Source organism: Amycolatopsis rifamycinica (genome assembly GCF_000695625.1).
Lineage (GTDB): Bacteria > Actinomycetota > Actinomycetes > Mycobacteriales > Pseudonocardiaceae > Amycolatopsis > Amycolatopsis rifamycinica.
Genome location: NZ_JMQI01000008.1, coordinates 20,270 through 41,608, shown reverse-complemented (window position 1 = coordinate 41,608; position 21,339 = coordinate 20,270). Strand labels below are relative to the sequence as shown.

15 protein-coding genes and 1 pseudogene are annotated in these 21,339 nt (G+C 72.7%); 5 read left to right on the top strand and 11 right to left on the bottom strand.

Annotated elements, in window-relative coordinates; all coding sequences use genetic code 11:
- Nucleotides 1–35: 35 nt before the first annotated feature.
- The 3 genes from DV20_RS04120 to DV20_RS04110 are packed head-to-tail and all read right to left on the bottom strand — an operon-like array spanning nt 36 to nt 2,997.
- Complete coding sequence (locus tag DV20_RS04120) at nt 36–413, bottom strand: DUF742 domain-containing protein (RefSeq protein WP_043776522.1); 378 nt, start codon at nt 411–413, stop codon at nt 36–38.
- Nucleotides 410–844, bottom strand: coding sequence for a roadblock/LC7 domain-containing protein (locus DV20_RS04115; RefSeq protein WP_043776520.1), 435 nt, complete (start codon nt 842–844; stop codon nt 410–412). Before DV20_RS04115 ends, DV20_RS04120 begins: the two co-directional genes overlap by 4 nt.
- Entirely contained in the window at nt 841–2,997 is a 2,157-nt protein-coding gene (locus DV20_RS04110; protein WP_235190699.1) for a HAMP domain-containing sensor histidine kinase, read from the bottom strand. The genes DV20_RS04115 and DV20_RS04110 overlap by 4 nt, the downstream gene beginning before the upstream one ends.
- 403 nt (nt 2,998–3,400) lie before the next feature.
- Here DV20_RS04110 and DV20_RS04105 point away from each other — a divergent pair, with 403 nt between their 5' ends.
- Together DV20_RS04105 and DV20_RS04100 are read left to right on the top strand one after the other, a co-directional pair.
- Complete coding sequence (locus DV20_RS04105) at nt 3,401–4,360, top strand: ArsR/SmtB family transcription factor (protein ID WP_043776540.1); 960 nt, start codon at nt 3,401–3,403, stop codon at nt 4,358–4,360.
- Nucleotides 4,361–4,649: 289 nt separating this feature from the next.
- Complete coding sequence (locus DV20_RS04100) at nt 4,650–4,919, top strand: hypothetical protein (protein ID WP_043776518.1); 270 nt, start codon at nt 4,650–4,652, stop codon at nt 4,917–4,919.
- Nucleotides 4,920–4,952: 33 nt separating this feature from the next.
- Here DV20_RS04100 and DV20_RS04095 read toward each other — a convergent pair whose 3' ends face one another.
- Nucleotides 4,953–5,975 carry an NAD-dependent epimerase/dehydratase family protein gene (locus DV20_RS04095; RefSeq protein WP_043776517.1) on the bottom strand — a complete coding sequence of 341 codons (1,023 nt, stop codon included), beginning with the start codon at nt 5,973–5,975 and terminating at the stop codon, nt 4,953–4,955.
- Nucleotides 5,976–6,165: 190 nt separating this feature from the next.
- Between DV20_RS04095 and DV20_RS04090 the strand changes: the two genes are divergently transcribed.
- Nucleotides 6,166–7,758, top strand: coding sequence for an ABC-F family ATP-binding cassette domain-containing protein (locus DV20_RS04090; protein WP_043776516.1), 1,593 nt, complete (start codon nt 6,166–6,168; stop codon nt 7,756–7,758).
- Between the two features lie 2 nt (nt 7,759–7,760).
- Here DV20_RS04090 and DV20_RS04085 read toward each other — a convergent pair whose 3' ends face one another.
- Nucleotides 7,761–8,789, bottom strand: a complete 1,029-nt coding sequence (locus DV20_RS04085) for an alpha/beta fold hydrolase (protein ID WP_043776515.1) — start codon at nt 8,787–8,789, stop codon at nt 7,761–7,763.
- Nucleotides 8,790–8,882: 93 nt separating this feature from the next.
- Nucleotides 8,883–11,617, bottom strand: a pseudogene (locus DV20_RS04080) (AAA family ATPase).
- Between the two features lie 148 nt (nt 11,618–11,765).
- On the opposite strand from DV20_RS04080, the gene DV20_RS04075 reads away from it, so the two are divergent.
- On the top strand, nt 11,766–13,268 hold the full coding sequence (locus DV20_RS04075; protein WP_043776514.1) for a tannase/feruloyl esterase family alpha/beta hydrolase: 1,503 nt from the start codon (nt 11,766–11,768) through the stop codon (nt 13,266–13,268).
- Between the two features lie 97 nt (nt 13,269–13,365).
- Here DV20_RS04075 and DV20_RS04070 read toward each other — a convergent pair whose 3' ends face one another.
- Nucleotides 13,366–14,091: an ANTAR domain-containing response regulator gene (locus tag DV20_RS04070; protein WP_043776513.1), complete on the bottom strand. Its 726-nt coding sequence runs from the start codon at nt 14,089–14,091 to the stop codon at nt 13,366–13,368.
- A 173-nt stretch (nt 14,092–14,264) separates the two neighbouring features.
- Between DV20_RS04070 and DV20_RS04065 the strand changes: the two genes are divergently transcribed.
- Nucleotides 14,265–14,600, top strand: coding sequence for a DUF3140 domain-containing protein (locus tag DV20_RS04065; RefSeq protein ID WP_043776512.1), 336 nt, complete (start codon nt 14,265–14,267; stop codon nt 14,598–14,600).
- A gap of 66 nt (nt 14,601–14,666) precedes the next feature.
- On the opposite strand, the gene DV20_RS04060 is transcribed toward DV20_RS04065, so the two are convergent.
- The 4 genes from DV20_RS04060 to DV20_RS04045 form a co-directional block, all read right to left on the bottom strand.
- The gene (locus DV20_RS04060; protein ID WP_235190698.1) at nt 14,667–16,610 is read right to left on the bottom strand and encodes an RICIN domain-containing protein; all 1,944 of its coding nucleotides are present in this window, start codon (nt 16,608–16,610) and stop codon (nt 14,667–14,669) included.
- Nucleotides 16,611–16,686: 76 nt separating this feature from the next.
- Complete coding sequence (locus DV20_RS04055) at nt 16,687–18,441, bottom strand: glycoside hydrolase family 35 protein (RefSeq protein WP_043776510.1); 1,755 nt, start codon at nt 18,439–18,441, stop codon at nt 16,687–16,689.
- The gene (gene arfA / locus DV20_RS04050; protein WP_043776509.1) at nt 18,434–19,987 is read right to left on the bottom strand and encodes an arabinosylfuranosidase ArfA; all 1,554 of its coding nucleotides are present in this window, start codon (nt 19,985–19,987) and stop codon (nt 18,434–18,436) included. The genes DV20_RS04055 and arfA overlap by 8 nt, the downstream gene beginning before the upstream one ends.
- Nucleotides 19,984–21,324, bottom strand: coding sequence for an ABC transporter substrate-binding protein (locus DV20_RS04045; protein ID WP_051735787.1), 1,341 nt, complete (start codon nt 21,322–21,324; stop codon nt 19,984–19,986). The genes arfA and DV20_RS04045 overlap by 4 nt, the downstream gene beginning before the upstream one ends.
- Between the last annotated feature and the right edge of the window lie 15 nt (nt 21,325–21,339).

Sequence of the window (21,339 nt, the reverse complement as noted above, 5' to 3'; positions counted from 1 at the left end):
CACTTCTCGGGGGAACACTTGTCTGAGAGACGCTGTCAGAGCGCACGTAGTCCACTGAGGACCCTTTCGAGCAGGTCGTTCCGTTCGTCCCAGGAGGCGTCCGCGGTGAGCGTTTCGCGGATCGACACCTGGCCGGCGATGAGCAGGTCGCCGATGAGCACCCTGGCCACCCCGAGCGGCACGCCCAGGTGGGCGCCGACCTCGGCCACCGACCGCTGGTGCAGGCAGAACTGCGTCACCACGGCCAGGGGGTTGGTGGGGCTGAAGGGCGCCGTGCGGCCCTCCGGCGTCGTCTCCACCAGGGCTTCCACCGCCAGGTCGACCGTCGGCCGGGTGCGACCGGCGGTCCAGGCGTAGGGGCGGGCCAGCGACGCCGCGTGCCGCCCGCCCTCGCGTCGCCGGCCTTCGGTCACCGGGCCGCCCCCGGAGCGGCCGCGGGCCGAGCCGGGGTCTCGACCACCTTCCCGACCCGGTCCACCAGCAACGTCATCTCGTAGCCCACCAGCCCGATGTCGCAGCCCGGGTTGGCCAGCACCACCAGGTTCGAGCCGTCGCCGACGTTCATCAGCAGCAGGAAGCCCTGCTCCATCTCGATCACCGACTGCACCACCCGCCCCGCGGTGAACAGGTCCGCGGTGCCCAGCGCGAGGCTCGAGAGGCCGGACGCGATCGCCGAGAGCTGGTCCGCGCGGTCGCGCGGCAGGGTTTCGTTCGCCGCCACGAGCAGCCCGTCCGCCGAAACCAGCGCGGCGTGCGCGACGCCGGGGACCTCCTGGGTGAACGCCGAAACCAGCCAGTTCCGGGACCTCTCGGCCACTTCCGCTCCTTCCTGCCGGGTGCTCATCGCTGCTCCGCCTCCGGTTCGCCCGCGACCCGGTGCCGGGCCGCGCGCATGCCGCTGTAGTGCCGGGAAAGGTTGTTCCGCACCGCGGCCGGGTCGCGGAAGGACGTGTCCGGCGGCTGCTGCGGACGCGGGGCGACCGCGCCGGGCGCGAGTTGCGCGCCCGGCGTGCGGGCGGGCAGACCCGAGTCGGTGAACTCGAGCTCGTCGAGGGTGCCGACCGCGGCTTCCGCGGCCTGGCGGACCTGGTCGGCCGGGGTCGCCCAGCCGCCGGGCCGCGCCGGGGTCGCCGGGGCTTCGGCGAACCAGTGCGACAGCATGTGGTCGAAGATCGGCGTCGGCGGGTCCGCGACGGCCACCGGCGGCGGTTCCTCGGCGGGCCACCGCGGCTCGAGCTCGTGCCGGGCCGTGCCGTTGAGCGAGCCGTTGACCGCCGGAGCGGGCGGAAGGGCCCGGGGCGGCAGGTCGACCAGGATCAGCACGCCCGGGACGTGCACGCTCGCGGTGATCCCGGCGCTCGCGGTCCGCGTGGTCGTCGGCCGCAGCCGGACGGTGATCCCGTGCGACGCGGCCAGCCTGCTCACCACGAACAGGCCCATCCGGCGGGTGGTTTCCGGGCTGACCGCGGCGCCGGCGGCCAACCGGGCGTTCGCCGCCTCGAGGTCTTCGCGGGTCATGCCGAGCCCGACGTCGACGACCTCGATCAGCAGGCCGCCGTCGAAGCCCCGGTCGGCGGTGAGCACCACCTGCTCGTCCGGCGGGGACGACCGGATGGCGTTCTCCAGCAGCTCGGCGAGGATGTGCACGACGTCCGCGGCGGCTTCGGCCTGCACCGATCCGCGTGGCGCGTTGCCGAGCGAGACACGCTGGTAGTCCTTGACCTCCGAGGTCGCCGCCCGCAGCAGCTCGACCGTCGCGACCGGCCCGACGTCGCGGCGCACCGGCTTGCCGCCCGCGAGGACCTGCAGGTTTTCGCCGTTGCGCCGCAGCCGGGTGGCGATGTGGTCGATCTGGAACAGCTCGGCCAGCCGCTGCGGGTCCTGCTCGTCGGCCTCGAGGTCCTCGATCACCGACAGCTGCAGCTCGACCAGCGACTGGCTGCGCCGGGACAGCGTCATGAACATCTCGCTGACCTGGATCCGCATCTCGGCCTGCTCGCCGACGGCCAGGCGCACCGCCTGCCGGTGCATGTCGTCGAAGGCCCGCGCGAGCTGCCCGATCTCCTCTTCGGAGTCGACCGGCAGCGGCGGGGTCGCCCGCCAGTCGACGGCCTCGCCCTCGCGGATGCGTTCGATCGTGCCGGGCAGGCGGCGGCGCGCGGTGTCGAGCGCGGCGGCGTGCAGCCGCCGGATCGGGGCGACCACCGACCGGGCCACGGCGAGCGCGATGGCGAGGGCGCCGAGGAGCGAGGCGATCACCAGTGCGGCGTCGCGCAGCGCGTCGGAGCGGGCGGTGTTGGTCTGCACGCCGACCGCGTCCGAAAGCGTTTTCACCTGCTCGGCGAGGATGGTGCCGAGCATCGTGCGCTTGGCCTCGGCGCCCCCGGCACCGGAGCTGGTCGCCGCGGCGAACCGGGCGGCCGCGGCACCGGCGGGCAGGGCGCGCCGGATCTGTCCGGTGAGCACGGTTTCCTCGGCCGCGGCGCGCTCCGCGGCCGCCGCGGAAGTGCCTTCGGCCCGGCCGGCCAACGCCTGTTGACCGGCGAGACTGGTCCTCAGCTGCACCAATGATTCGGCGATCGAGGCCAGCGTGCCGAGATCACCATTCCCGGCCTGCTGGACGACGCGGGCGATCATCTCGCTCAGCGCGACCGTGAAGTCGTGGTACGCCGCGGTTTTCGCGGCCGGCGAACCGGTCTGCTGCCGCAGATCGGCCAATTTCCCAAGCTGATCTTCCAATGACCGCGAGAGCGCGGGGGTGAGCTGGGAAAATGCGGCGTCGTGGCGGACGACGGCGGCTTTCTCGTCGACCGCGGCGGTCTGCGCGGCGCCGCCGTCGTGGATCATCTCGTCGTCGACCAGTCCGGCGAGTTCGGAAATCCCTTGCATGACCGGCATTTGGTCGCGGACGGCGCTGAGCCCGCCGGCCCGGGCGAGCTCGGCCTGCACCCGGCCGCCCGCCAGCAGCAGGGCGACCAGGACGGGCAGCAACAGCACTACGGAGATCTTGGTGCGCAACCGCCAGCTCCCGGGATTCCAGGAGGCGACGGAACGACGGGACGAGGGTTCGTCTTCTTTCATCGGTGGCGTGGCTCGATTCGTACCGGTGGCCCGAGAACGATTTACGGTTCCTTTTCCGCGGAATTCAGCCGACGACATAACCCCGGCGACCGCAGCGCTGTCAAGGAATACCAGTCGTTTCCCCCGTACGCACCAATCACACAGCGTGAACTGCCACGCGACGGCTTTTTACCCTTGCGGAGGGTGAAGACCGCTCGCCGGACCGTGGGGAATTCCGGCCCGGGTGCGTGATTTTCCGGCGGCCGCGTGACCGGTGTCCGGGTTCGCGGCGCGGCCCGTTACCCTCGGCCGGAAAGCCGGGAAAGGGGTGCCGCCGTCGATGTTGAAAGTCCACTTCACCGAAGCGGACCTGGCGAAGGTGACCATCGCCGAGGACGCCGACCCGATGTGGGAGCTGCTGATGAGCAGTTACCGCATCCGGCGGCCGGAGGGTGAGCCGTTCTTCGGCCGCTGGCGCCGGGGCTCGCGCTCCGCGGTCCCGCAGTCCGGCCGGCTGCTGATGTCCGCCGTCCCGCCGTACGGGTACTGCCCGGACTTCCTCACCCCGGCCGGCGCCCGCACGATCGGCGACGGGGTCTCGGCGGTGCTCGAGACGCCCGCGCCGGCGCTGGCCGCCGACGTCGCCGAACTGGCGGCGCAGGGCACCCACGTCCCGGCGTGGCTGCGCCGGGTGGGCGACGGCGAACCGGGCGAGCTGCGGCGGCTGGGCGCGGCCCTGCACGACTACTACCGCCGGTGCGTGGCCCCGGACTGGGCGACGATCCGCCGGGCGGTGGCCCGCGACCGCCACCGGCTGCAGGCCGCCCTGGAGCGCGGCGGGCCGCAGCTGCTGCTCTCGACGTTGCACCCGGAGGTGACGTGGTCCCCGCCGGTGCTGCGCGTGCGCTTCCCGGTCGACCAGGAACTGCACCTCGACGGCCGCGGTCTCCGGCTGATCCCGGCGTTCTTCGCCCACGGCATGCCGACGACGTACAAGGACCCGGCCCTCCCCCCGGCCCTGGTCTATTCGATCAGCCACCCGAAGTTCGACAGCGACGCGGAACCAGGCCCTTCACTGGCGGCCCTGCTCGGCCAGACCCGCGCGCGGGTCCTGGTGACGATCGCGACGACGAGGTGCAACACGAGCGAGCTGGCGGACTTGACGGGCATCTCCCCCGCGACGGCGAGCCAGCACGCGTCGGTGTTGCGGGCCAGCGGGCTGATCAGCAGCAACCGGTCGGGGAAGTCGCAGATCCACGAGATCACCCCGCTGGGGCTGGGGATCATCCGCGCGAGCTGACCGAGCGCTTGGGGTGGTCTTCGCTGCGCCCAACGCACCCACCCGAGCCACCCTTGGGGCTTGAGGCGTCCCAGCGGCCCGGCCGGAGGGCCCTCGGGTGCGGGACTCGGCGAGGCGTGCGGGTCGTCGCGGGGTCGTGTTAGCCTGTCGCCGTGCTGCGCCCCCTGCCGTTCTTGCGGCTCGTAACCCGGCGCGCCGGCTGAACCCAGGTCGCCGGCGCGCTGCGTTGGCGATCGCTCTTTTCCGGGACCTGGCCCCGATCTCGTTCCACCCACAAGGGAGATCCGCCATGTCCACCTCCTTCGCCGTCCCCGCGCCCCGCTCGGCCATGCTGCTGCGCCGCCGGATCGCCACCTACTTCGTCGGTGGTGCCGAAGAGATCGCCGCCCTGGTCGGCGCCCTCGAAGGGCGGCTCGTCCACGAACTGTCCGTCGACGTCAAAGATGGTGTCCGCGAGAGCAGCATGGTCTGCGCCGTCCTGCTGGCGGCCGAGGAAACCGGCCCCCTGCTCGATCGGCTGCGCGCGCTGCCGTCCGTCGTCTCGGCCGAGCTGGCCTAGCGGCGGCGGCCCCGCGAAGCAGGGCCACTGCACTCAGGGCTCGCGGCCCACACCCGTCGAGATCTCGTGCAGCCGGTGGCGGTCCGGCGCCAGCGGGGCCGTGTCCGCGCCCGCCCCTTCCCGCAGCCCGGCCAGGAACTCCCGCAACGTCTCCGCGGCGTCCCGCTCGGGCCGCCAGTCCAATGCGGACTCCGCGCGGCTCGTGTCCATCACGGGCAGCCGCATGACGGCGTCGAAGAGGCCCGGGCTCGCCGGGATCGCGTGCAGGCGCCAGGCCGCGTCCACCGCCGCGCGGACCGCCGCCGCCGGTACCGGGATCGTGCGGGCGCCCAGCAGGTCCGCCGCGAACCGGGGGGTCACGACCGGGCCGGTCGCGATGTTGAACGCCCCGCGCACCGGGCGCGTCACCGCGCGGCGGACGGCGTCGGCCAGGTCGTCCGTGTGCACGATCTGGAACCGCAGCCCCGGGATGTCCGGCACCACCGGGATCAGCCCCGGGCGCACCAGCGAACCCGGCACGAACGGCCCGGCGAACAGCCGGCGCTGCTCCGTCGCGGCACTGCGCTGGAACACGAACCCCGGCCGCATCCGGACCACGTCCAGCTTCGGGTGCCGGGCTTCGAACGCGTCCAGATACCGCTCCAGATAAGCCTTTTCCCGCGTGTACGCGGCTCCGGGCCAGCCGTGCGTCGGCCAGTCCTCGGTCACCGGCTCGTCGTCCTGCCGCGGCGAGTACGCCCCGATCGACGACGTGTAGACCAGCTTCGGCACTCCCGCGGTGGCCGCCGCCTCGAACACCCGCATCGAGCCGAGGACGTTCGCGCGCCACGTGCGTTCGGGACGCCGGGTCGGCTGGAACAGCCACGCCAGGTGCACCACCGCGTCGGCGCCGCGCAGGAGCGGCACGAGGTCGTCGCGTTCGACGTCGGCCGTCACCACGCCCTCCGCCGGCCGCCTGGCCAGCCCGACGATGGTCTCGACCTGCGGATCGGCGCGCAACGCACGCACGACCCCGGTCCCGATGTTGCCGGTCGCCCCGGTCACCACGATGCGCATCCGGGCCGGTTACCCGGCGCCCGGGCCGCCAATCCTGCTATCTTCGGAAGCGAAGATCGACTCGAGGAGACCAGTCGTGGCAGGTGACGTCGACATCTCCGGGTAGCCCCGGAGTGCGCAGGCCCCCGGCAGTGCCGGCGCGGGCCGCTTTCGACGTCCCCTTTTCCTTCACCACCCCGAGGTCTTCGCCATGTCCGAAATCGTGCTGTCCGGTCTGTCCTTCTCCTGGCCGGACGACACCCCCGTCTTCGACGGCCTGTCCGCCACCTTCGCGAACGGCCGCACGGGCCTCGTCGCCCCGAACGGCTCCGGCAAGACGACCCTGCTCAAGCTGGTCGCCGGCGTGCTCACCCCGTCCGACGGCAGCGTCGCCGTGGACGGCGTGCCCGGCTACCTCCCGCAGGACCTGCCGCTGAGCGGGGAACCGTCCGTCGCCGAGATCCTCGGTGTCGCCCCGGTGCTGCGCGCGCTCGCCGCCGTCGAATCCGGCGACGCCGCCGAAGCGCACTTCACCACCATCGGCACCGACTGGGACATCGAGGAACGCACCCGCGCCCAGCTCGACCGGCTCGGCCTCGCCGGCCTGGCGCTCGACCGCACGCTGAGCACCCTCAGCGGCGGCCAGATCGTTTCACTGGGCCTCGCCGCGCAACTGCTGAAGCGCCCGGACGTGCTGCTGCTCGACGAACCCACCAACAACCTGGACGCCGAAGCGCGCCGCAAGCTCTACGCCGTGCTCGACGACTGGTCCGGCTGCCTGCTCGTGGTCAGCCACGACCGCGCGTTGCTCGACCGGATGGACCGGATCGCCGAGCTGTACCGCGGCGAAATCCGGTTCCACGGCGGCAACTTCACCGCTTACGAAGAAGCCGTCCGAGCCGCGCGCGAGGTCGCCGAAAAGAACATCCGCAACGCCGAGCAGGAGGTCAAGCGCGAGAAGCGGGAGATGCAGCAGGCCCGCGAACGCGCCGCCCGCCGCGCGAGCACCGCGTCGCGCAACCTCGGCAACGCCGGGCTGCCCAAGATCTTCGCGGGCACGATGAAGCGCACCGCGCAGGAGTCGGCGGCCAAGGCCGACGGCACGCACGCCGCCCGCGTCGGCGCCGCGAAGGCCAAGCTCGACCAGGCCGAACGCGAACTGCGCACGGACCAGAAGATCAGCTTGGAGCTGCCGCAGACGGTGGTCCCGGCGGGCCGGACGCTCTTCCTCGGCGAGGGCCTGCGCGTGCGGGGCCTCTTCGGCGACGGCGCCGACCTGGCGATCCGCGGGCCCGAGCGGATCGCGCTCACCGGCCCCAACGGCGCCGGGAAGTCGACGCTGCTGCGGCTGGTCAAGGGCGACCTCGAGCCCGACAGCGGCACCCTGACCCGCGCCGACGGCCGGATCGCCTTCCTGTCCCAGCGCCTGGACCTGCTGGCCGACGACCGCAGCGTCGCCGAGAACCTGGCCGCGGCCGCCCCGGCGCTGCCGGCCGACCGGCGGATGAACCTGCTGGCCCGCTTCCTGTTCCGCGGTTCCCGGGTGCACCTGCCGGTCGGTGCCCTCTCCGGCGGGGAGCGGCTCCGCGCCACGCTGGCCTGCGTCCTGTTCGCCGAACCGGCGCCGCAGCTGCTGTTGCTGGACGAGCCGACGAACAACCTGGACCTGGTCGGCACCGGGCAGCTGGAGAGCGCGCTGGCGGCGTTCCGCGGCGCGTTCGTCGTCGTCAGCCACGACGAACGCTTCCTCGCGGAGATCGGGATCGACCGGTGGCTGCGCCTCGAGGACGGCCGGCTCCGGTGACGTCAGAGGCGGTCGGCGTCGATGATCGCCTGGGCGAACGGCCGGGGCGCCTCCTGCGGCACGTTGTGGCCGATGCCGTCGAAGACGCGGTGCTCGTACTTGCCGGTGAACTTCGCGCGGTAGGCCTTGCCGTCCTTGGCCGCGCCGTCGAAGTCGCTGCCGATCGTGATCGACGGGACGCCGATGGCCGCGCCCGCGGCCAGTTTCCGTTCGTACGGCTCGTACTGCGGCTCGCCCGGGGCGAGGCCCAGGCGCCAGCGGTAGTTGTGGATGACGACGGCGACGTGGTCCGGGTTGTCGAACGCCGCCGCGCTGCGGTCGTAGGTCGCGTCGTCGAAGTGCCACGCCGGGGACGCGTTCTTCCAGATCAGCTTGTTGAAGTCGTGGCGGTTCGCCGCGTAGCCGACGCGGCCGCGCTCGGTCGCGAAGTAGTACTGGTACCACCAGCCGAGCTCGGCCGCCGGGGCCAGCGGCTGCTGGTTCGCCTCGAGGTTCGTGACGAGGTACCCGCTCACCGCCACGATCGCCGTGCAGCGTTCCGGCCACAGCGCGGCGATGATGTCGACGGTCCGGCCACCCCAGTCGTAGCCGCCGAAGACGGCCTTGTCGATCTTGAGCGCGTCCAGCAGGGCGACGACGTCGAGCGCCACGGCCGTCTGCTGGCCGTTGCGGACGGTCGCGGCGGACTTGAACGCCGTCGGGCCGTAGCCACGCAGGTAGGGGACGATCACCCGGTAGCCGGCGCCGGCCAGGATCGGCGCGACGTCGACGTAGCTGTACGGGTCGTACGGCCAGCCGTGCAGCAGCACCACCGGCGGCCCGCCGGCCGGCCCGAACTCGTGGTAGGCCATGGTGAGCAGCCCGGCGTCGGCCTGCTTGACCGGGCCGAGCGAGGTGTGCTCCCCGGATCCGGCCCGCAGGTCCGGCGCCGCGGCGGGGGCGGCCGCGGGAGCGCCCGGCGAGCAGGCCGCCAGTGACGTCGCCGCGAGCCCGGCCGCGAACGCCTGCCCGAACCTTCTCCTGCTGATCATCTGCTGCTCCTGTGCGAAAGACCGTGGGACTTTCACGACGTTAGGAGCCACTTGGTGACCTTCGCGCCCGTCAGGTGACGCAGCGGGTGTACGTCACCCTTCGAGGGTCTTCAGCTTCCCGGCGAGGTCGGCGCGCGAGCTGACGCCGAGCTTGGGGAAGATCCGGTGCAGGTGGGTGCCGACCGTCCGGTGCGAAAGGTACAGCCGCTGCCCGATCTCCCGGTTCGTCAGCCCCTCCGCGGCCAGCTGCGCGATGCTCAGCTCGTGCGGGGTGAGCTTGTCCCGGGCGTCCGGGCCGCGGTGAGGGCTCGACTCGCCCGCGCTGCGCAGCTCGCGGCGGGCCCGGTCGGCCCAGGCGGCCATGCCGAGCGCGTCGAACGTCTTGCGGGCGGTGCGCAGGTGCGACCGCGATTCGACGACCCGCCGCTGCCGCCGCAGCCACTCGCCGAAGGCCAGGTGGACGCGGCCACGTTCGGCGGGCCAGCCGGCGAGGTCGGCGTCGAGCGCCTCGGCGAAGCGTTCGTCGCTCGGGTCGAGCACGGCCCGCGCGTACCGGAGGCCGATGCGCAGGGCGGGTGACGGCGTGCCAAGGCACTCCAGCTCGGCCAGGATGTCGCGCAGTTCGCCGGTCCGCCCGGCCCGGACCGCGGCCTCGGTGAGTTCCGCGACGCAGTAGGTGCGCAACGCCAGCTGGTAGGCGGGATCGGCCGGGTCGAGCAGCCGGCGGAGGTCGGCGAAGGCGTCCTCGAACCGGCCTTCGCTGAGGCTGGTCAGCCCGCGCGTGAGCTGCACGGTGGCCAGCACGGGCCGGGCGCCGGCCGCGAGCCCGGCGCGTTCGGCCTCGTCGGCCAGCGTCTTCGCTTGCTTGTGCTCGCCGCGCAGGGCGGCGATTTCGGCCTGGACCGCCGTCGCGAGCCCGGCCATGAACGGCTGGCCGGTCTCGCGGGCGAACCGGGCCGCCTCCGCCGCGGCGGGCACGGCCCCGGCCAGATCGCCGAGCCGGACGCGGCTCCACGCCTGGACGGCCAGCGCCCGCGGCAGCAGCCCGAGCCGCCCCTGGGCGCGCAGCCCGGGCGCGGCGGCGGCGGAGAACCGGGCGGCCAGGTCGAAGGCGCCGACCTGCAGCGCGGCGCTGCCCAGGTACCGGTCGACCTCGGGATCGCGCCGGTCCGGGCAACCAGCTCGCGAAGGTGCCCGAGGACGGCCGCGCCGCGTTCGAAGGGAGCGACATAGGCGGTGACGGCGACGATCCGCGGGTCGTCTTCGGCGATGGGCAGCCGATCGGCGACTTCCAGCAGGGCTTTTCTCGCGTCCGGCCCGGGTTCGGTCCAGAAGCAGCGCATGGCGGCGCTCCAGAGGATCCGCACGGCGGCGTCGTGCTGCCCGTCGCCGGCGACGGAGGCGGCGGTCCGGGCCAGTTCGGCGACGCGGGCGGGGTCTTCGCGGACGCCGTCTTCGAACTCGCTGAGCAGCCGCCCGGCGGTGGCCCGGCGGCGGGGATCGGCGGGGTTGGCGGCGTGCACGAGCCGTTCGGCGGTCTCCCGCCGCCCGGACTCGACGGCCAGTTCGGCGGCCAGCAGCAGCCGGTCGGTTCTGGCCCGGTCATCGGGACTCAGCCGGGCCGCCTGTTCGAGAGCGGCGATGGCGGCGGCGGCACCACCCCGGAAGCGCGCCCGCTCGGCGGTCCGTTCGAGCGCGGCGGCCACGGTTTCATCGGGCCCGGCACTGGCGGCGGCCTGGTGCCAGGCGCGCCGATCGGGCTGGTCGCGCAGGGCGCCGACGAGCGCCAGGTGGACGTTCCGGCGGTCGAGAGCGGTGGCGGAGGCGGGGATGGCGGACCGCATGAGCGGGTGCCGGAAGGTGACGGCCCCGACGGAGAGCTCGACCAGCCGGGCTTCGACGGCGGGAGCGAGGACTTCGGGATCCGCGGAGAACGCGGGGACGCTGGTGCCGGCCTCAACGCCGGGCCGAGCCACATGTTCTGCCCCAACACCCGGCCGAGCGCCCACCCGCTCCCCTGCCTCGGCGGCTCTCCCCAGCAGCGCACCGGTCGCTTCGAGGGTCTCGGCCAGCGATGTCGTCTCGTTCAGCGCGGCCACCAGCAGCGCCGTGCGCGTCACTTCGGGCAGCGCCGCCACCCTCGCCGTGAACGTGCGCTCCAGGCGTTCCGTCAGCGGCAGCACCGGGTCCACCCCGTCGAACTCGGCCACCGCCGAGGGCAGCTCCGTCAGCGCCAGCGGCAACCCCGCCGCCTCCGCCAGCAACCTCGTCCGGAGCGCCGGTGCCAGCCGCGGCGCCACCGCGTCCAGCAGCTCGGCCGCCGCGTCGGGTGGGAGGCGGGCCGGCACCATCGACGTCAGGCCCGCGTCGAGCAGCGGGGAGTCCGCGCCGTCCCGCAGGGTCGCCACCAGGACGATCGGCTCGGTCTCGATCCGCCGGGCCACGAACGCCAGGACGTCCGCACTCGCCCGGTCCAGCCAGTGCACGTCCTCCGCCACCAGCAGCAGCGGCTTGGCCGCCGCCTCGTCGGCCAGCAGCGTCAGCGCCGCCAGCCCGACCAGGTACGCGCTCGGCTCCGGCCCCGCCGCGAGCCCCAGCGCCGTCCGCAGGGCGTCGCGCTGCGGCGCGGGGAGCTCCGCGGCGCCGGCCCGGACCGGGTGCAGCAGCTGGTGCAGCCCGGCGACCGACGCCGCCGCGGCCGTCGAGGCGACCAGGGCCGACTTCCCGATGCCCGCCTCGCCGCGGATGAGGACGCCGCTGCGGTCCTCCGGGCCGTCGACGAGCTCGCCCAGCTCCTTCAGCTCGGCTTCCCGTCCGCTCAGCGCCATGGAAACGACCCTACCCAACCACGTTTCCGCAGCTCGTGGCCGAGTGACGTACGCGGGCAGCGTCATCCGACGGGCGCGGGACCCCGGGCGCCGCCCCTACCGTTCCGGCGCAATGTCCGCCACGGACGAACGCGACCGGAGAGACCCGATGAAACGCCTCCTTCTCGCTGCCGCCGTGCCGCTGCTGCTGACCACCGTCACGCAGCCGGCCGCCTCGGCAGCAACCCCGGCGCCCTGCGCCGCCGTCGCCGTGCCCGCGCCGCCCGGCGCGAAGATCGAATCGGTGCAGGCCGCGGCCCAGCCGTCGTACTGCCGGATCACCGTGACGCTCACCCACACCGGCGCGGACCACGTCAAGGTCGCCGTGGCCCTGCCGGACACCGGGTGGAACGGCCGGCTGCAGGCCCTCGGCGGCAGCGCCTACGCCGCCGGCGACTTCGCCGCGCTCCCGCAGGCGGCCAAGGCCGGTTACGCCGCCGTCACCACCGACGCGGGTGTGTCCCTCGACGGCCTCGACACGTCTTGGGCGCTCGAGGACGGCAAGGTCGACCAGACGCTCCTCACCAACTTCGCCACCCGATCGGTGCACGAAGAGGCCGTGATCGGCAAGGCCGTCACCCAGCGGTACTACCAGCGCCCGTTCTCGTACTCCTACTGGACCGGCTGCTCGACGGGCGGCCGCCAGGGCTACGCCGAGGCCCAGCACCACCCGGGCGACTTCGACGGCATCCTGGCCAACGCCCCCGCCGTCGACTGGACGCGGTTCGCGGTCGCGACCCTCTGGCCGCAGACCGTGCTGAACCAGAGCCACGACTTCCCCGGCACCTGTGTGCTTTCGGCGTTCCGCACGGCCGCGGTCCAGGCGTGCGACGCGGAGGATGGCGTGACGAACGGCATCGTCGACCGCCCGGACGAGTGCGGCTACGACCCCCGCACCCTTGTCGGGACGAAGGTGGTCTGCGACGGCCACGAGTTCACGGTCACCGCCGCCGACGCCGAGGTCGTGCGCAAGATCTGGGCGGGCCCGACCGACGAGCGCGGCCGACGGCTCTGGGCCGGGCTGCCGAAGGGCGCGGACTTCACCTGGCTCGCCGGCACCCAGCCCGGTCCCGACGGCACGCTGACCGCGCCGGGCTTCCCGGTCGCCGTCAAGTGGGTGCAGTCGTTCCTGGAAAAGCAGGCCGGCTTCGACACCTCGAAGCTCACCTACGCGCAGTTCACGGACCTGTTCCACCAGTCGGTGCGTGAGTACGACGCCGTCATCGGCACGTCCGACCCGGAACTGTCGGCGTTCCGCCGCGCCGGTGGCAAGCTGATCACGTTCGTGGGTGCGAACGACCAGCTCATCCCGCCGGGCGGCACGCTGTCGTACCGCAAGCGGGTGGACCGGACGATGGGCGGCCCGCAGCGGGTCAACGACTTCTACCGGCTGTTCCCGGCCCCGGGCGTCGAGCACTGCTTCGGCGGGGGCGGCCCGGAGCCGACGAACGCGCTGGGCGCGCTGGTCGACTGGGTCGAGCACGGCAAGGCACCGGCCACGCTCGCGGCGAAGTCCGCGGACGGCAAGACGCGCGACCTGTGCCCATACCCGCGGGTGTCGCGCTACACCGGCGGCGACCCGGCCACGGCGTCGAGCTACCGCTGCCGCTGAGCCCCGCGCCGTGTGTGCCGGCCTCCCCGCGGCACACACGGCCCGGTTCCCTCGGTCTTTCCGGCCCGGAAGGTCCGGAAAGACCGAGGGAGGCCGCTCAGTTCCGCGCCCGGCCGCCCTCCGCGGAGCTCATCCGCTTCGTGAAGCGGGCCGCCACGTCCCTGAGCTTGATGTTCGTGTGCTGGGACTCGACGATCAGCCGGTGCATCGCCGCGTCCTCGTTGACCCGGTGGATCAGCATCAGCATGCCCTTGGCCTGCTCGATCACCGCCCGCGTCTCCATCGCGTTGCGCAGCTCGTCGGCCAGCAGGCGGGCCTCGCGGTACCGGCGGGTCAGCCGCAGCACCGTCTCCACGCACAACGTGAACAGCCGCAGGACCTTCGTGTCGAACTCGTGGTAGCCGTGCGTCTCGAAGCCGCACAGCGTGATCGCACCCACCAGGGTGTCGTCCACCCGCAGCGGGACCGCCAGGTAACTGCCCACACCCAGTTCCTTGGCCGCGGCCACGAACTCGGGCCACTGCTCGCCCGTATCGGCGACGGCCACCCGGACCACCTCGCCCGTCAGCGCCGCGAACAGGCCCGGACCGTCGCCCGCCGCGTACTGGACCTGGTCGATGCGGCGGGCTCGTTCGTCGGTGAAGGCCGCGGTCTGGGTCACGCCGTCACGGACGACCAGGATGCTGGCCAGGTCCGCGTCCGGGACCACCCGGACCGCCTCGCCGCAGACCGCGTCGAGCAGACCGGGTGTGTCGGACATCGATTCGAGGACCCCGACGAGGTCCGCCAGCACGGCGTTCAGCTCGTCGACCCGCTCCGCCATGCCGTCGCCAGTGGTCGGCAAGGCCCACCCCTCCCATGCGTAAAGCGGCGAGCACGGGATGAGCTCGCCAGCAGCGTCAACAGAGACCACCGCTGGCGTTTCAACGGGTCCGGACGAATTCTACCGGCCACGGGCCCCGGTTTGACGTCGGCCGCGCCGGGTAGCCGCCGAACATGGACAATCCGGCTGTTGACGACGAGCTGTGGACGGAGTTCCACCGGGTGGTGAACATGACCTCGCGCGAGCTGGAGGACTGGCTCCGCACCCGCGACGCGGGCCCGGAGACCGAGCCGCTCCCCGACGAGGCGGGTCCGCCGACCGGCAGCGAGGTGCTGGCCATCCTGCGCAAGCGCAAGTCCGACGTGGACTCCCGCGACGCCGACGTGATGCGCAAGGTCGTCGATCGGGTGCACGCCCAGCGCCGCGACGACCTCGAGCCCACCGCCGGCGAGGCCCACTGGCGGCACCGGCTGATGTCGATCGGCCACGACCCGCTCAAACCCGCCTGACCGAAACCGTCGTCCGTGGTGAGGCGGGTGGGAACCCGCCTCACCACGCACGACCCGGGACCCGGGTCAGGCCGGGATGGCCTGCCAGCGCTGGTTGGGCCCGTTGGTCGGCTTGTACAAGCCGATCCGGGCGCCGTCCTCGCGGGACTCGCCGACCACGTCGAGCAGCTGGCCGCTCGCCGCGTTGACGAACGTCCAGGTGCCGTCACCCGTGGTGGACAGCACCCACTGCGCCGCCAGGTCGCACGTGCCCGCCGCGGCCAGCGTCACCGCGCCGCCGGACGTGCTGAGCACCTGGCCCGTACCGGCGTTGGTGATGGTGAACCGGTCGCGGTTGCCGTAGCGGCCCGTGCGGTCGGTGAGCGTCCAGCGCTGCGCCGGCGCCGCGGCGTCCGTCGTGCGCTGGACCAGCGAGCCGTTCTCCGCCGACAGCGACTTGCCGCTCTGCACGCCGGTGAAGGTGAACGGCTTGCCCGAGCCGATGCCCGTGCCGGCCGCCGTCGCGGAGACGCCGTTGACGAGGAAGGTCGTCACCGACCGCGCCGGCACTCGCAGCGTGGCGTGCGAAGAGGTGACCCGCACCGGCTTGCCCCGCCGCAGGGCCCCGGTGACGTCGGTGACGACCGGCGTCACCGACGAGCCCGGCCGCACGTTCCGGAAGCCCGACAGGTCGAGCGTGACGTCCTGCTCGTCCGTGCCCGCGTTGGTGTGCACGACCGCGGCCAGGTCCTCGCCGCGCATCGCGGCCGTCGACGCGGTGTCGTTCACCCCGATCAGCCGGTCACCCGGCTTGATGTAGTGGGTGAAGTTGCGCATCGTGTCGTACTTCGTGTTCGTCCTGATCCGGCAGGTCTGCAGCGTGGCGTTCGCGGGGCAGTCGAACGGGACCTGGATCTCGCCCCAGTTCATCCCGGCCGCGGACTCCCCGCCCGGCTTCATGTTGTTGTAGTCCTCGATCGGCTGCCAGCTGACCCACGCGCTCGGCTCGAGCAGGCGCAGGTCGTCGGTGATCTGCTTGGCCATGCCGAGACCGGGGTCCATGCTCGTGAAGTCCTGCCGGTCCAGCCAGCTGCCGCCGACCTCGCTCATCCACAGCGGCTTGTCCGCGCCCTTGGCCAGGTCGCGCGGGACCGGCCGGTTGCCGGTGCCGTAGGTGTGCACGTTGAGCCGGCCCGCGGCCGCGCGGGCGTCGGCCGACCAGCCGGCCCAGTCCGCGGCGAAGGTGTCCGGGTTGGTCTCGTCGGGCGCGGAGACGATCGCCCGCGACCCGGCCGACTTCAGGGCCGCGGCCATCGCCGGGATCAGCTGCGACTGGACGGCGGGGCCGATGTGCGCGCCTTCCTGCCGCCCGCCGGTCGGGTTGCCGTCGGCGCCGAGTGTGGTCTTCCAGTAGTTCGTGTTCGGCTCGTTCAGCGGGTTCACCGACGCGAACTTGATGCCGTGCGCGCGCTCGAGGGTGCGCACGACCTGCGTCAGGTACGCGGTGAAGTCGCCGATCTTGTCGGAGCGCAGCTGCTCGTCGGTGGCGTTGAAGCCGCCCGAGACGTACCCGGAGACGGTCTGGAAGTACGGCGGCGAGTTGCTGAACGCCTCCCACTTCGTGACGCTGTTCTTGATCTTGTCGACCCACCAGCGCTGGTTCGGGTCGGCCTTCGCGTCGAACTCGGCCGGGTCGCCGGGGGTCCACCAGTCCTTGTCGGCGCGGGTGGTGCCGGCCGGCGCCTTCCACCAGCCCGGCACCGCGCCGCCCGCGCGCAGGTACGGCGGGACGTCGGGAGCGTTGCCGCCGCCGACGTTGAACCGGGCGATGTTCAGGTTCAGCCCGTCCGGGCCGAACACCATGTCCGCCAGCTTGGTCCGGATCGCGTCGGGGTAGCCGCCGGTCGCCTCGGCCATCCACGCCAGGCTGGCGCCCCAGCCGTCGAACGGCTGCTGCCGGTAGGCCGGATCCGGCTTCACCGTGACGGCGGTGGCCGCTTCCGCCGGTGCGGCGGCCAACCCGGTCGCCACGATCGGTACACAAAGGACGGTGAGCAAACGCCGCAAGTTCATCGTCGAACTGCCCTTCGGTGCGGTGGGGACTTTCTCAGGCTTCGGTGTGGCCGAGCAGCGGCCGCGGCACGAACCGGGCCGCGGGGTCGAGCATCGTGCCGAGTTCGAGCACGACGAGTTCGTTGGCGCCGGCCCGGACCACCGGGCGCGGCACGTACAGCGTCCGTTGCGGACCGCGCCGCCAGTACCGGCCCAGCGGGAACCCGTTGAGCCACGCGACGCCCTTGCCCCACTCCCCCGTGTCGAGGAACAGGTCGGCGGGCTCGTCGACATCGATGTCGGCGCGCAGCACCACCGGACCGGCCACCGGTCCCGACACGGACTCGGGCGCCGAAGGACGCAGCGAAGGCACCGCGGCCAGGTCGAGCGGCAGCACGTCCCAGCCGGTCAGCGGCTCACCGTGCAGCTCCGCCCCGCCGATGATGCCCTTCGCCTCGCCGATGCGCGGGCCGTAGTCGACGCGGCCCTGGTCCTCGACCAGCACCAGCAGTTCGCCTGCCGCGCGCGGCAGGGGGATCGCGCGGTCGTGGTGCTCCCGGGAGAGCGTGCCCACGAGGTTGCCGTCGAAGAACACCGTGGCGCGGTCGCGGACCTCGCCGAAGGTCAGCACGCCGGGCCGGTCGCCCGCCACCGACGTGCGCAGCAGGGCGAGCCGCGGCATCGGCGTGAGGTCGTCGAACGCGGGCAGCTCTTCGTGGAACTCCCAGGTGCCGAAGCGGTCCGGGGCGTCGAGCAGCCGGACGGGGTCGCGCAGGATCCCCCGCGGCGTCGGCGCGGGCCGGGCCGGCGGCGGGACCGTGTCGGGCACCTTGTGGTAGCGGGCGATCACGTCGCGGAAGGCGTGGTACTTCGGTGTCGGGTCGCCGGCTTCGTCCAGCGGCGCGTCGTAGTCGTAGGAGGTGATCAGCGGCTGGTAGACGCCCTTGTCGTTGGCACCGCTGGTGAGCCCGAAGTTGGTGCCGCCGTGGAACATGTACAGGTTGACCGAGGCGCCGGCGGCGAGCAGCGCGTCGAGCTCCGCCGCCGAATCCGCGGCCGACGTCGTGTGGTGGTGGGCACCCCAGTGGTCGAACCAGCCGTTCCAGAACTCGCTGCACATCAGCGGCCCGGTCGGCTGGTGCGCGCGCAGGATCGCCAGCCGCGCCTCGGCGCCGGACCCGAACGACGCGGTCCGGTGCAGCCCGTCGAGGCTGCCGGCGGCCAGCATCTCCGGTGTCGGCTGGTCCACTGTGGTCAGTGGCACGGTGACGCCGGATTCGCGCGTGTGCTCGGCGAGCGCCGCCAGGTAGCGCTTGTCGTCGCCGAACGCGCCGTATTCGTTCTCCACCTGGACCAGCAGCACCGGACCGCCGCGGTCGATCTGGTGCGGGACGACGACCTCGTACACCTTCGTCAGGTACTCGCGGACCGCGGCCAGGTACTTCGGCTCGTACCGGCGCACCCCGACCGAGGGGTCGCGGAACAGCCACGCCGGCAGCCCGCCGTTGTCCCACTCGGCGCAGATGTACGGGCCGGGCCGGACGATCGCGTACATCCCGGCCTCGGCGACGAGCCGCAGGAAGCGGTCCAGGTCGAGGCCGCCCGACAGGTCGAACGCGCCGGGCTCGGGGGCGTGCGCGTTCCACGCCACGTACGTCTCGATGGTGTTGAGCCCCATCCGCCGGGCCTTGTCGATCCGGTCGGCCCACAGGTCCGGGTGCACCCGGAAGTAGTGCAGGGCGCCGGACAGGATGCGGAACGGGCGGCCGTCGAGCAGGAAGTCGTGCTCCCCGATGGCGAACTCAGGCATCCGGGCCCGCCTGCGGGGTCAGCTGCAGCACGGTCCAGGACAACGGTGGCAGTGTCACGGTGATGGTGGTCCCCCCGGGATCGGACGTCGCGACGGCGCCGGGCAGCGGCACCGGCCGGACCGGTTGTGCGTCGGCGGTGTTGACGGCGTGCCGCGTCTCGCCGTCGGGCGTGGTCAGGGTCTCGGCGGCGTACACGCCGAACCGGGCGCCACGCAGGCGGATGCGGACCTCGGTCGGGGACGCCGTCGCGCGGTTGGTCAGGAACACCGCGCCGCGCCCGCCGTCCTCGACCGTCGCGGCGGCGTCGACCAGGTCGACTTCGCCGTGCTGGGCGGTGCGAAGCCGCTCGCCTTCGACGGCCAGGCGCAGGCTCGCCCCGCCGGCCAGCGCGGCGACCTGCCGGAACGGGTGGAACGTCGTCTGCCGCCACGCCGGGCCGCCGGGCTCGGAGCGGATCGGCGCGATGACGTTCACCAGCTGCGCCTGGTTCGCCATGGTGACGCGGTCGACGTTGCGCAGCAGGGAACTCAGCAGCGAGCCGACGACGACCGCGTCGGTGACGGTGTAGGTGTCCTCGATGATCCGCGGGTGCTGCCGCCAGCCGCCCTCGGCGAGTTTCGCCTGGTCGACCTCGTTCCAGCGGCGCAGGTCCCAGACGTTCCACTCGTCGACGCTGATCCCGATCGTCTTGTCGAGACCCAGCTCCGCCAGTGTTTCGTCGATGACCCCGGCCGTCGTGGTGATGTAGCGGTCCAGCGCGGCCGCGCTGGCCAGGTAGCTGTCGGTGTCGCCGTGCAGTTCCTGGTAGTAGGCGTGCAGCGAGATGTGGTCGGCCAGCTCGGCCGTGTGGCGCAGCACCGTGCGCTCCCACGAGCCGAACGTCGGCATGTCGGCGTGCGAGCTGCCCGCGACGACGAGCTCGACGTCCGGGTCGATCATCCGCATGAGCCGGGCGGTCTCCGCGGCCAGGCGGCCGTACTCCTCGGCCGTCTTGTGGCCGATCTGCCACGGGCCGTCCATCTCGTTGCCCAGGCACCAGAGCTTGAAGCCGAACGGGCGGTCGGCGCCGTTGGCGCGCCGCCGCTCGCTGAGCTCCGTGCCGCCGGCGTGGTTGCAGTACTCGAGGACGTCGGCGGCCTCCTGGACGCCGCGGGTGCCGAGGTTGACCGCGTACATCACCTCGGCACCCGCGGCTTCGGCCCACGCGGCGAATTCGTGCAGGCCGAAGCGGTTGGACTCGACGCTGTGCCACGCCGGGTCCAACCGGACCGGCCGGGTTTCGGCCGGTCCGACGCCGTCTTCCCAGCGGTAGCCGGAGACGAAGTTGCCACCGGGGTAGCGGAGCACGGTCGGGCCGAGCTCGCGGACCAGCTCGAGCACGTCGCCGCGGAACCCGCGGTCGTCCGCTGTGGAGTGTCCGGGTTCGTAGATCCCGGTGTAGACGGACCGGCCCATGTGCTCGACGAAGGAGCCGAAGAGGCGGCGCGGGACCGGGCCGATGACCTGGGCGGGGTCACCGACGTCGCCTTCGATGTGGACGGTCATCCGGCGCTGACCGTGAAGCCCTGCTGGTTGCCGTAGTCGACGATGGCCTGTTGCCAGGCCGCCAGCCCGGCGTCGAGCCCGGTGGCGTTCACGTAGGCCTTGCCGGCGGTGTCGCTGAAGACGCTGTTGGCGTAGGTCTGGTACGGCAGGTAGGTCCAGCCCGGCGCGACGTCCTTCGACGCACTCGTCAGCACCTGGTTGATCTTCTGGCCGGCGAAGTACGGCACGGCCTCGTCGACGAACGCGGGCGAGGTCAGGTCGGCCGTGGTGGACGGGAAGCCGCCGCTCTTGATGAAGGGCTGCACGCCGCCGGCGTGGTTGAGCCAGCGCACGAACCCCGCGGCCAGCGCCGGGTTCTTGCTCTGCTTGACCACGGACTGGGCGCTGCCGCCGTTCTCCGCGGTCACCGGCTTGCCGTCGTAGGTCGGCATCGGGGCCACCGCCCACTTGCCGGCGCCACCGGGCACCGACGAGATGAAGTTGCCCGGCATCCAGGCGCCGGTGACCAGGGAGGAGATGGTGCCGTCGCCGAGGGCGCGGAACCAGTCGTCGGACCACTCCTTGACCGGGGCGAGCAGCTTGCCCTGGATCAGCTGGTCCCACATCGCGGTCCACTTCTTGGTGCCCGCGTCGCCGAAGTTGACCTTCACGTTCCGGCCGTCGACGGTGAACGGGCGCCCACCGGCCTGCCAGATCATGCTCAGCACGAACCCGGCGTCACCGGTGTCCGAGGTGATGTACTTTGTGGGGTCGGCGGTGTGCAGCTTCTTGGCCGCGTCGACGTACTCGGCCCAGGTCTTCGGCACGGCGATGCCGTTTTTGTCGAAGACCTCCTTGTTGTAGAACAGGGCCATCGGGCCGGAGTCCTGCGGCAGGCCGTAGATCCCGTTGCCGTTCTTCACCTGCGCCCACGTCGAGGCGCTGTAGTCCTTTTCGAAGGAACCGAACCCGAACTGGTTGAGGTCGGCCAGCGAGTCGGTCAGCGCGAACTGCGGGAGGGCGTAGTACTCGATCTGGGCGACGTCGGGGGCACCCGAGCCGGCCTTGATCGCGTTCTGCAGCTTGGTGTACTCCTCCTTGTTCGTGCCCGCGTTGACGTAGTTGACCTTGACGTTCGGGTATTCCTTCTGGAACGCGGCCACCTGGTCCTTGGCCGACGGCGTCCAGCTCCAGTACGTGATCTCGCCGCCGGCCTTCAGCGCGGCGTCGACGGAGTCCTGGGTGCCGGTGGCGGCGGCGGGGGCGGACGGCGTGCCCCCGGACGAGCAGCCGACCGCGAGCGCGGCGGCCAGCGCGACGGCGGCGGCCGCCTTGGCGCGGGTGCGGAATCTTGACATCGGGTGTCCCTTCAC

Bases quoted from the DNA above. Each gene is read 5' to 3' on its own strand.
- DV20_RS04070 (WP_043776513.1), bottom strand. From the start codon at position 14,091: ATGGCGGAGCGGGTCGACGAGCTGAACGCCGTGCTGGCGGACCTCGTC.
- DV20_RS04085 (WP_043776515.1), bottom strand. From the start codon at position 8,789: ATGATCAGCAGGAGAAGGTTCGGGCAGGCGTTCGCGGCCGGGCTCGCG.
- DV20_RS04100 (WP_043776518.1), top strand. From the start codon at position 4,650: ATGTCCACCTCCTTCGCCGTCCCCGCGCCCCGCTCGGCCATGCTGCTG.
- DV20_RS04075 (WP_043776514.1), top strand. From the start codon at position 11,766: ATGAAACGCCTCCTTCTCGCTGCCGCCGTGCCGCTGCTGCTGACCACC.
- DV20_RS04105 (WP_043776540.1), top strand. From the start codon at position 3,401: ATGTTGAAAGTCCACTTCACCGAAGCGGACCTGGCGAAGGTGACCATC.
- DV20_RS04095 (WP_043776517.1), bottom strand. From the start codon at position 5,975: ATGCGCATCGTGGTGACCGGGGCGACCGGCAACATCGGGACCGGGGTC.
- DV20_RS04055 (WP_043776510.1), bottom strand. From the start codon at position 18,441: ATGCCTGAGTTCGCCATCGGGGAGCACGACTTCCTGCTCGACGGCCGC.
- DV20_RS04090 (WP_043776516.1), top strand. From the start codon at position 6,166: ATGTCCGAAATCGTGCTGTCCGGTCTGTCCTTCTCCTGGCCGGACGAC.
- DV20_RS04045 (WP_051735787.1), bottom strand. From the start codon at position 21,324: ATGTCAAGATTCCGCACCCGCGCCAAGGCGGCCGCCGCCGTCGCGCTG.
- DV20_RS04115 (WP_043776520.1), bottom strand. From the start codon at position 844: ATGAGCACCCGGCAGGAAGGAGCGGAAGTGGCCGAGAGGTCCCGGAAC.
- DV20_RS04065 (WP_043776512.1), top strand. From the start codon at position 14,265: ATGGACAATCCGGCTGTTGACGACGAGCTGTGGACGGAGTTCCACCGG.
- arfA (WP_043776509.1), bottom strand. From the start codon at position 19,987: ATGACCGTCCACATCGAAGGCGACGTCGGTGACCCCGCCCAGGTCATC.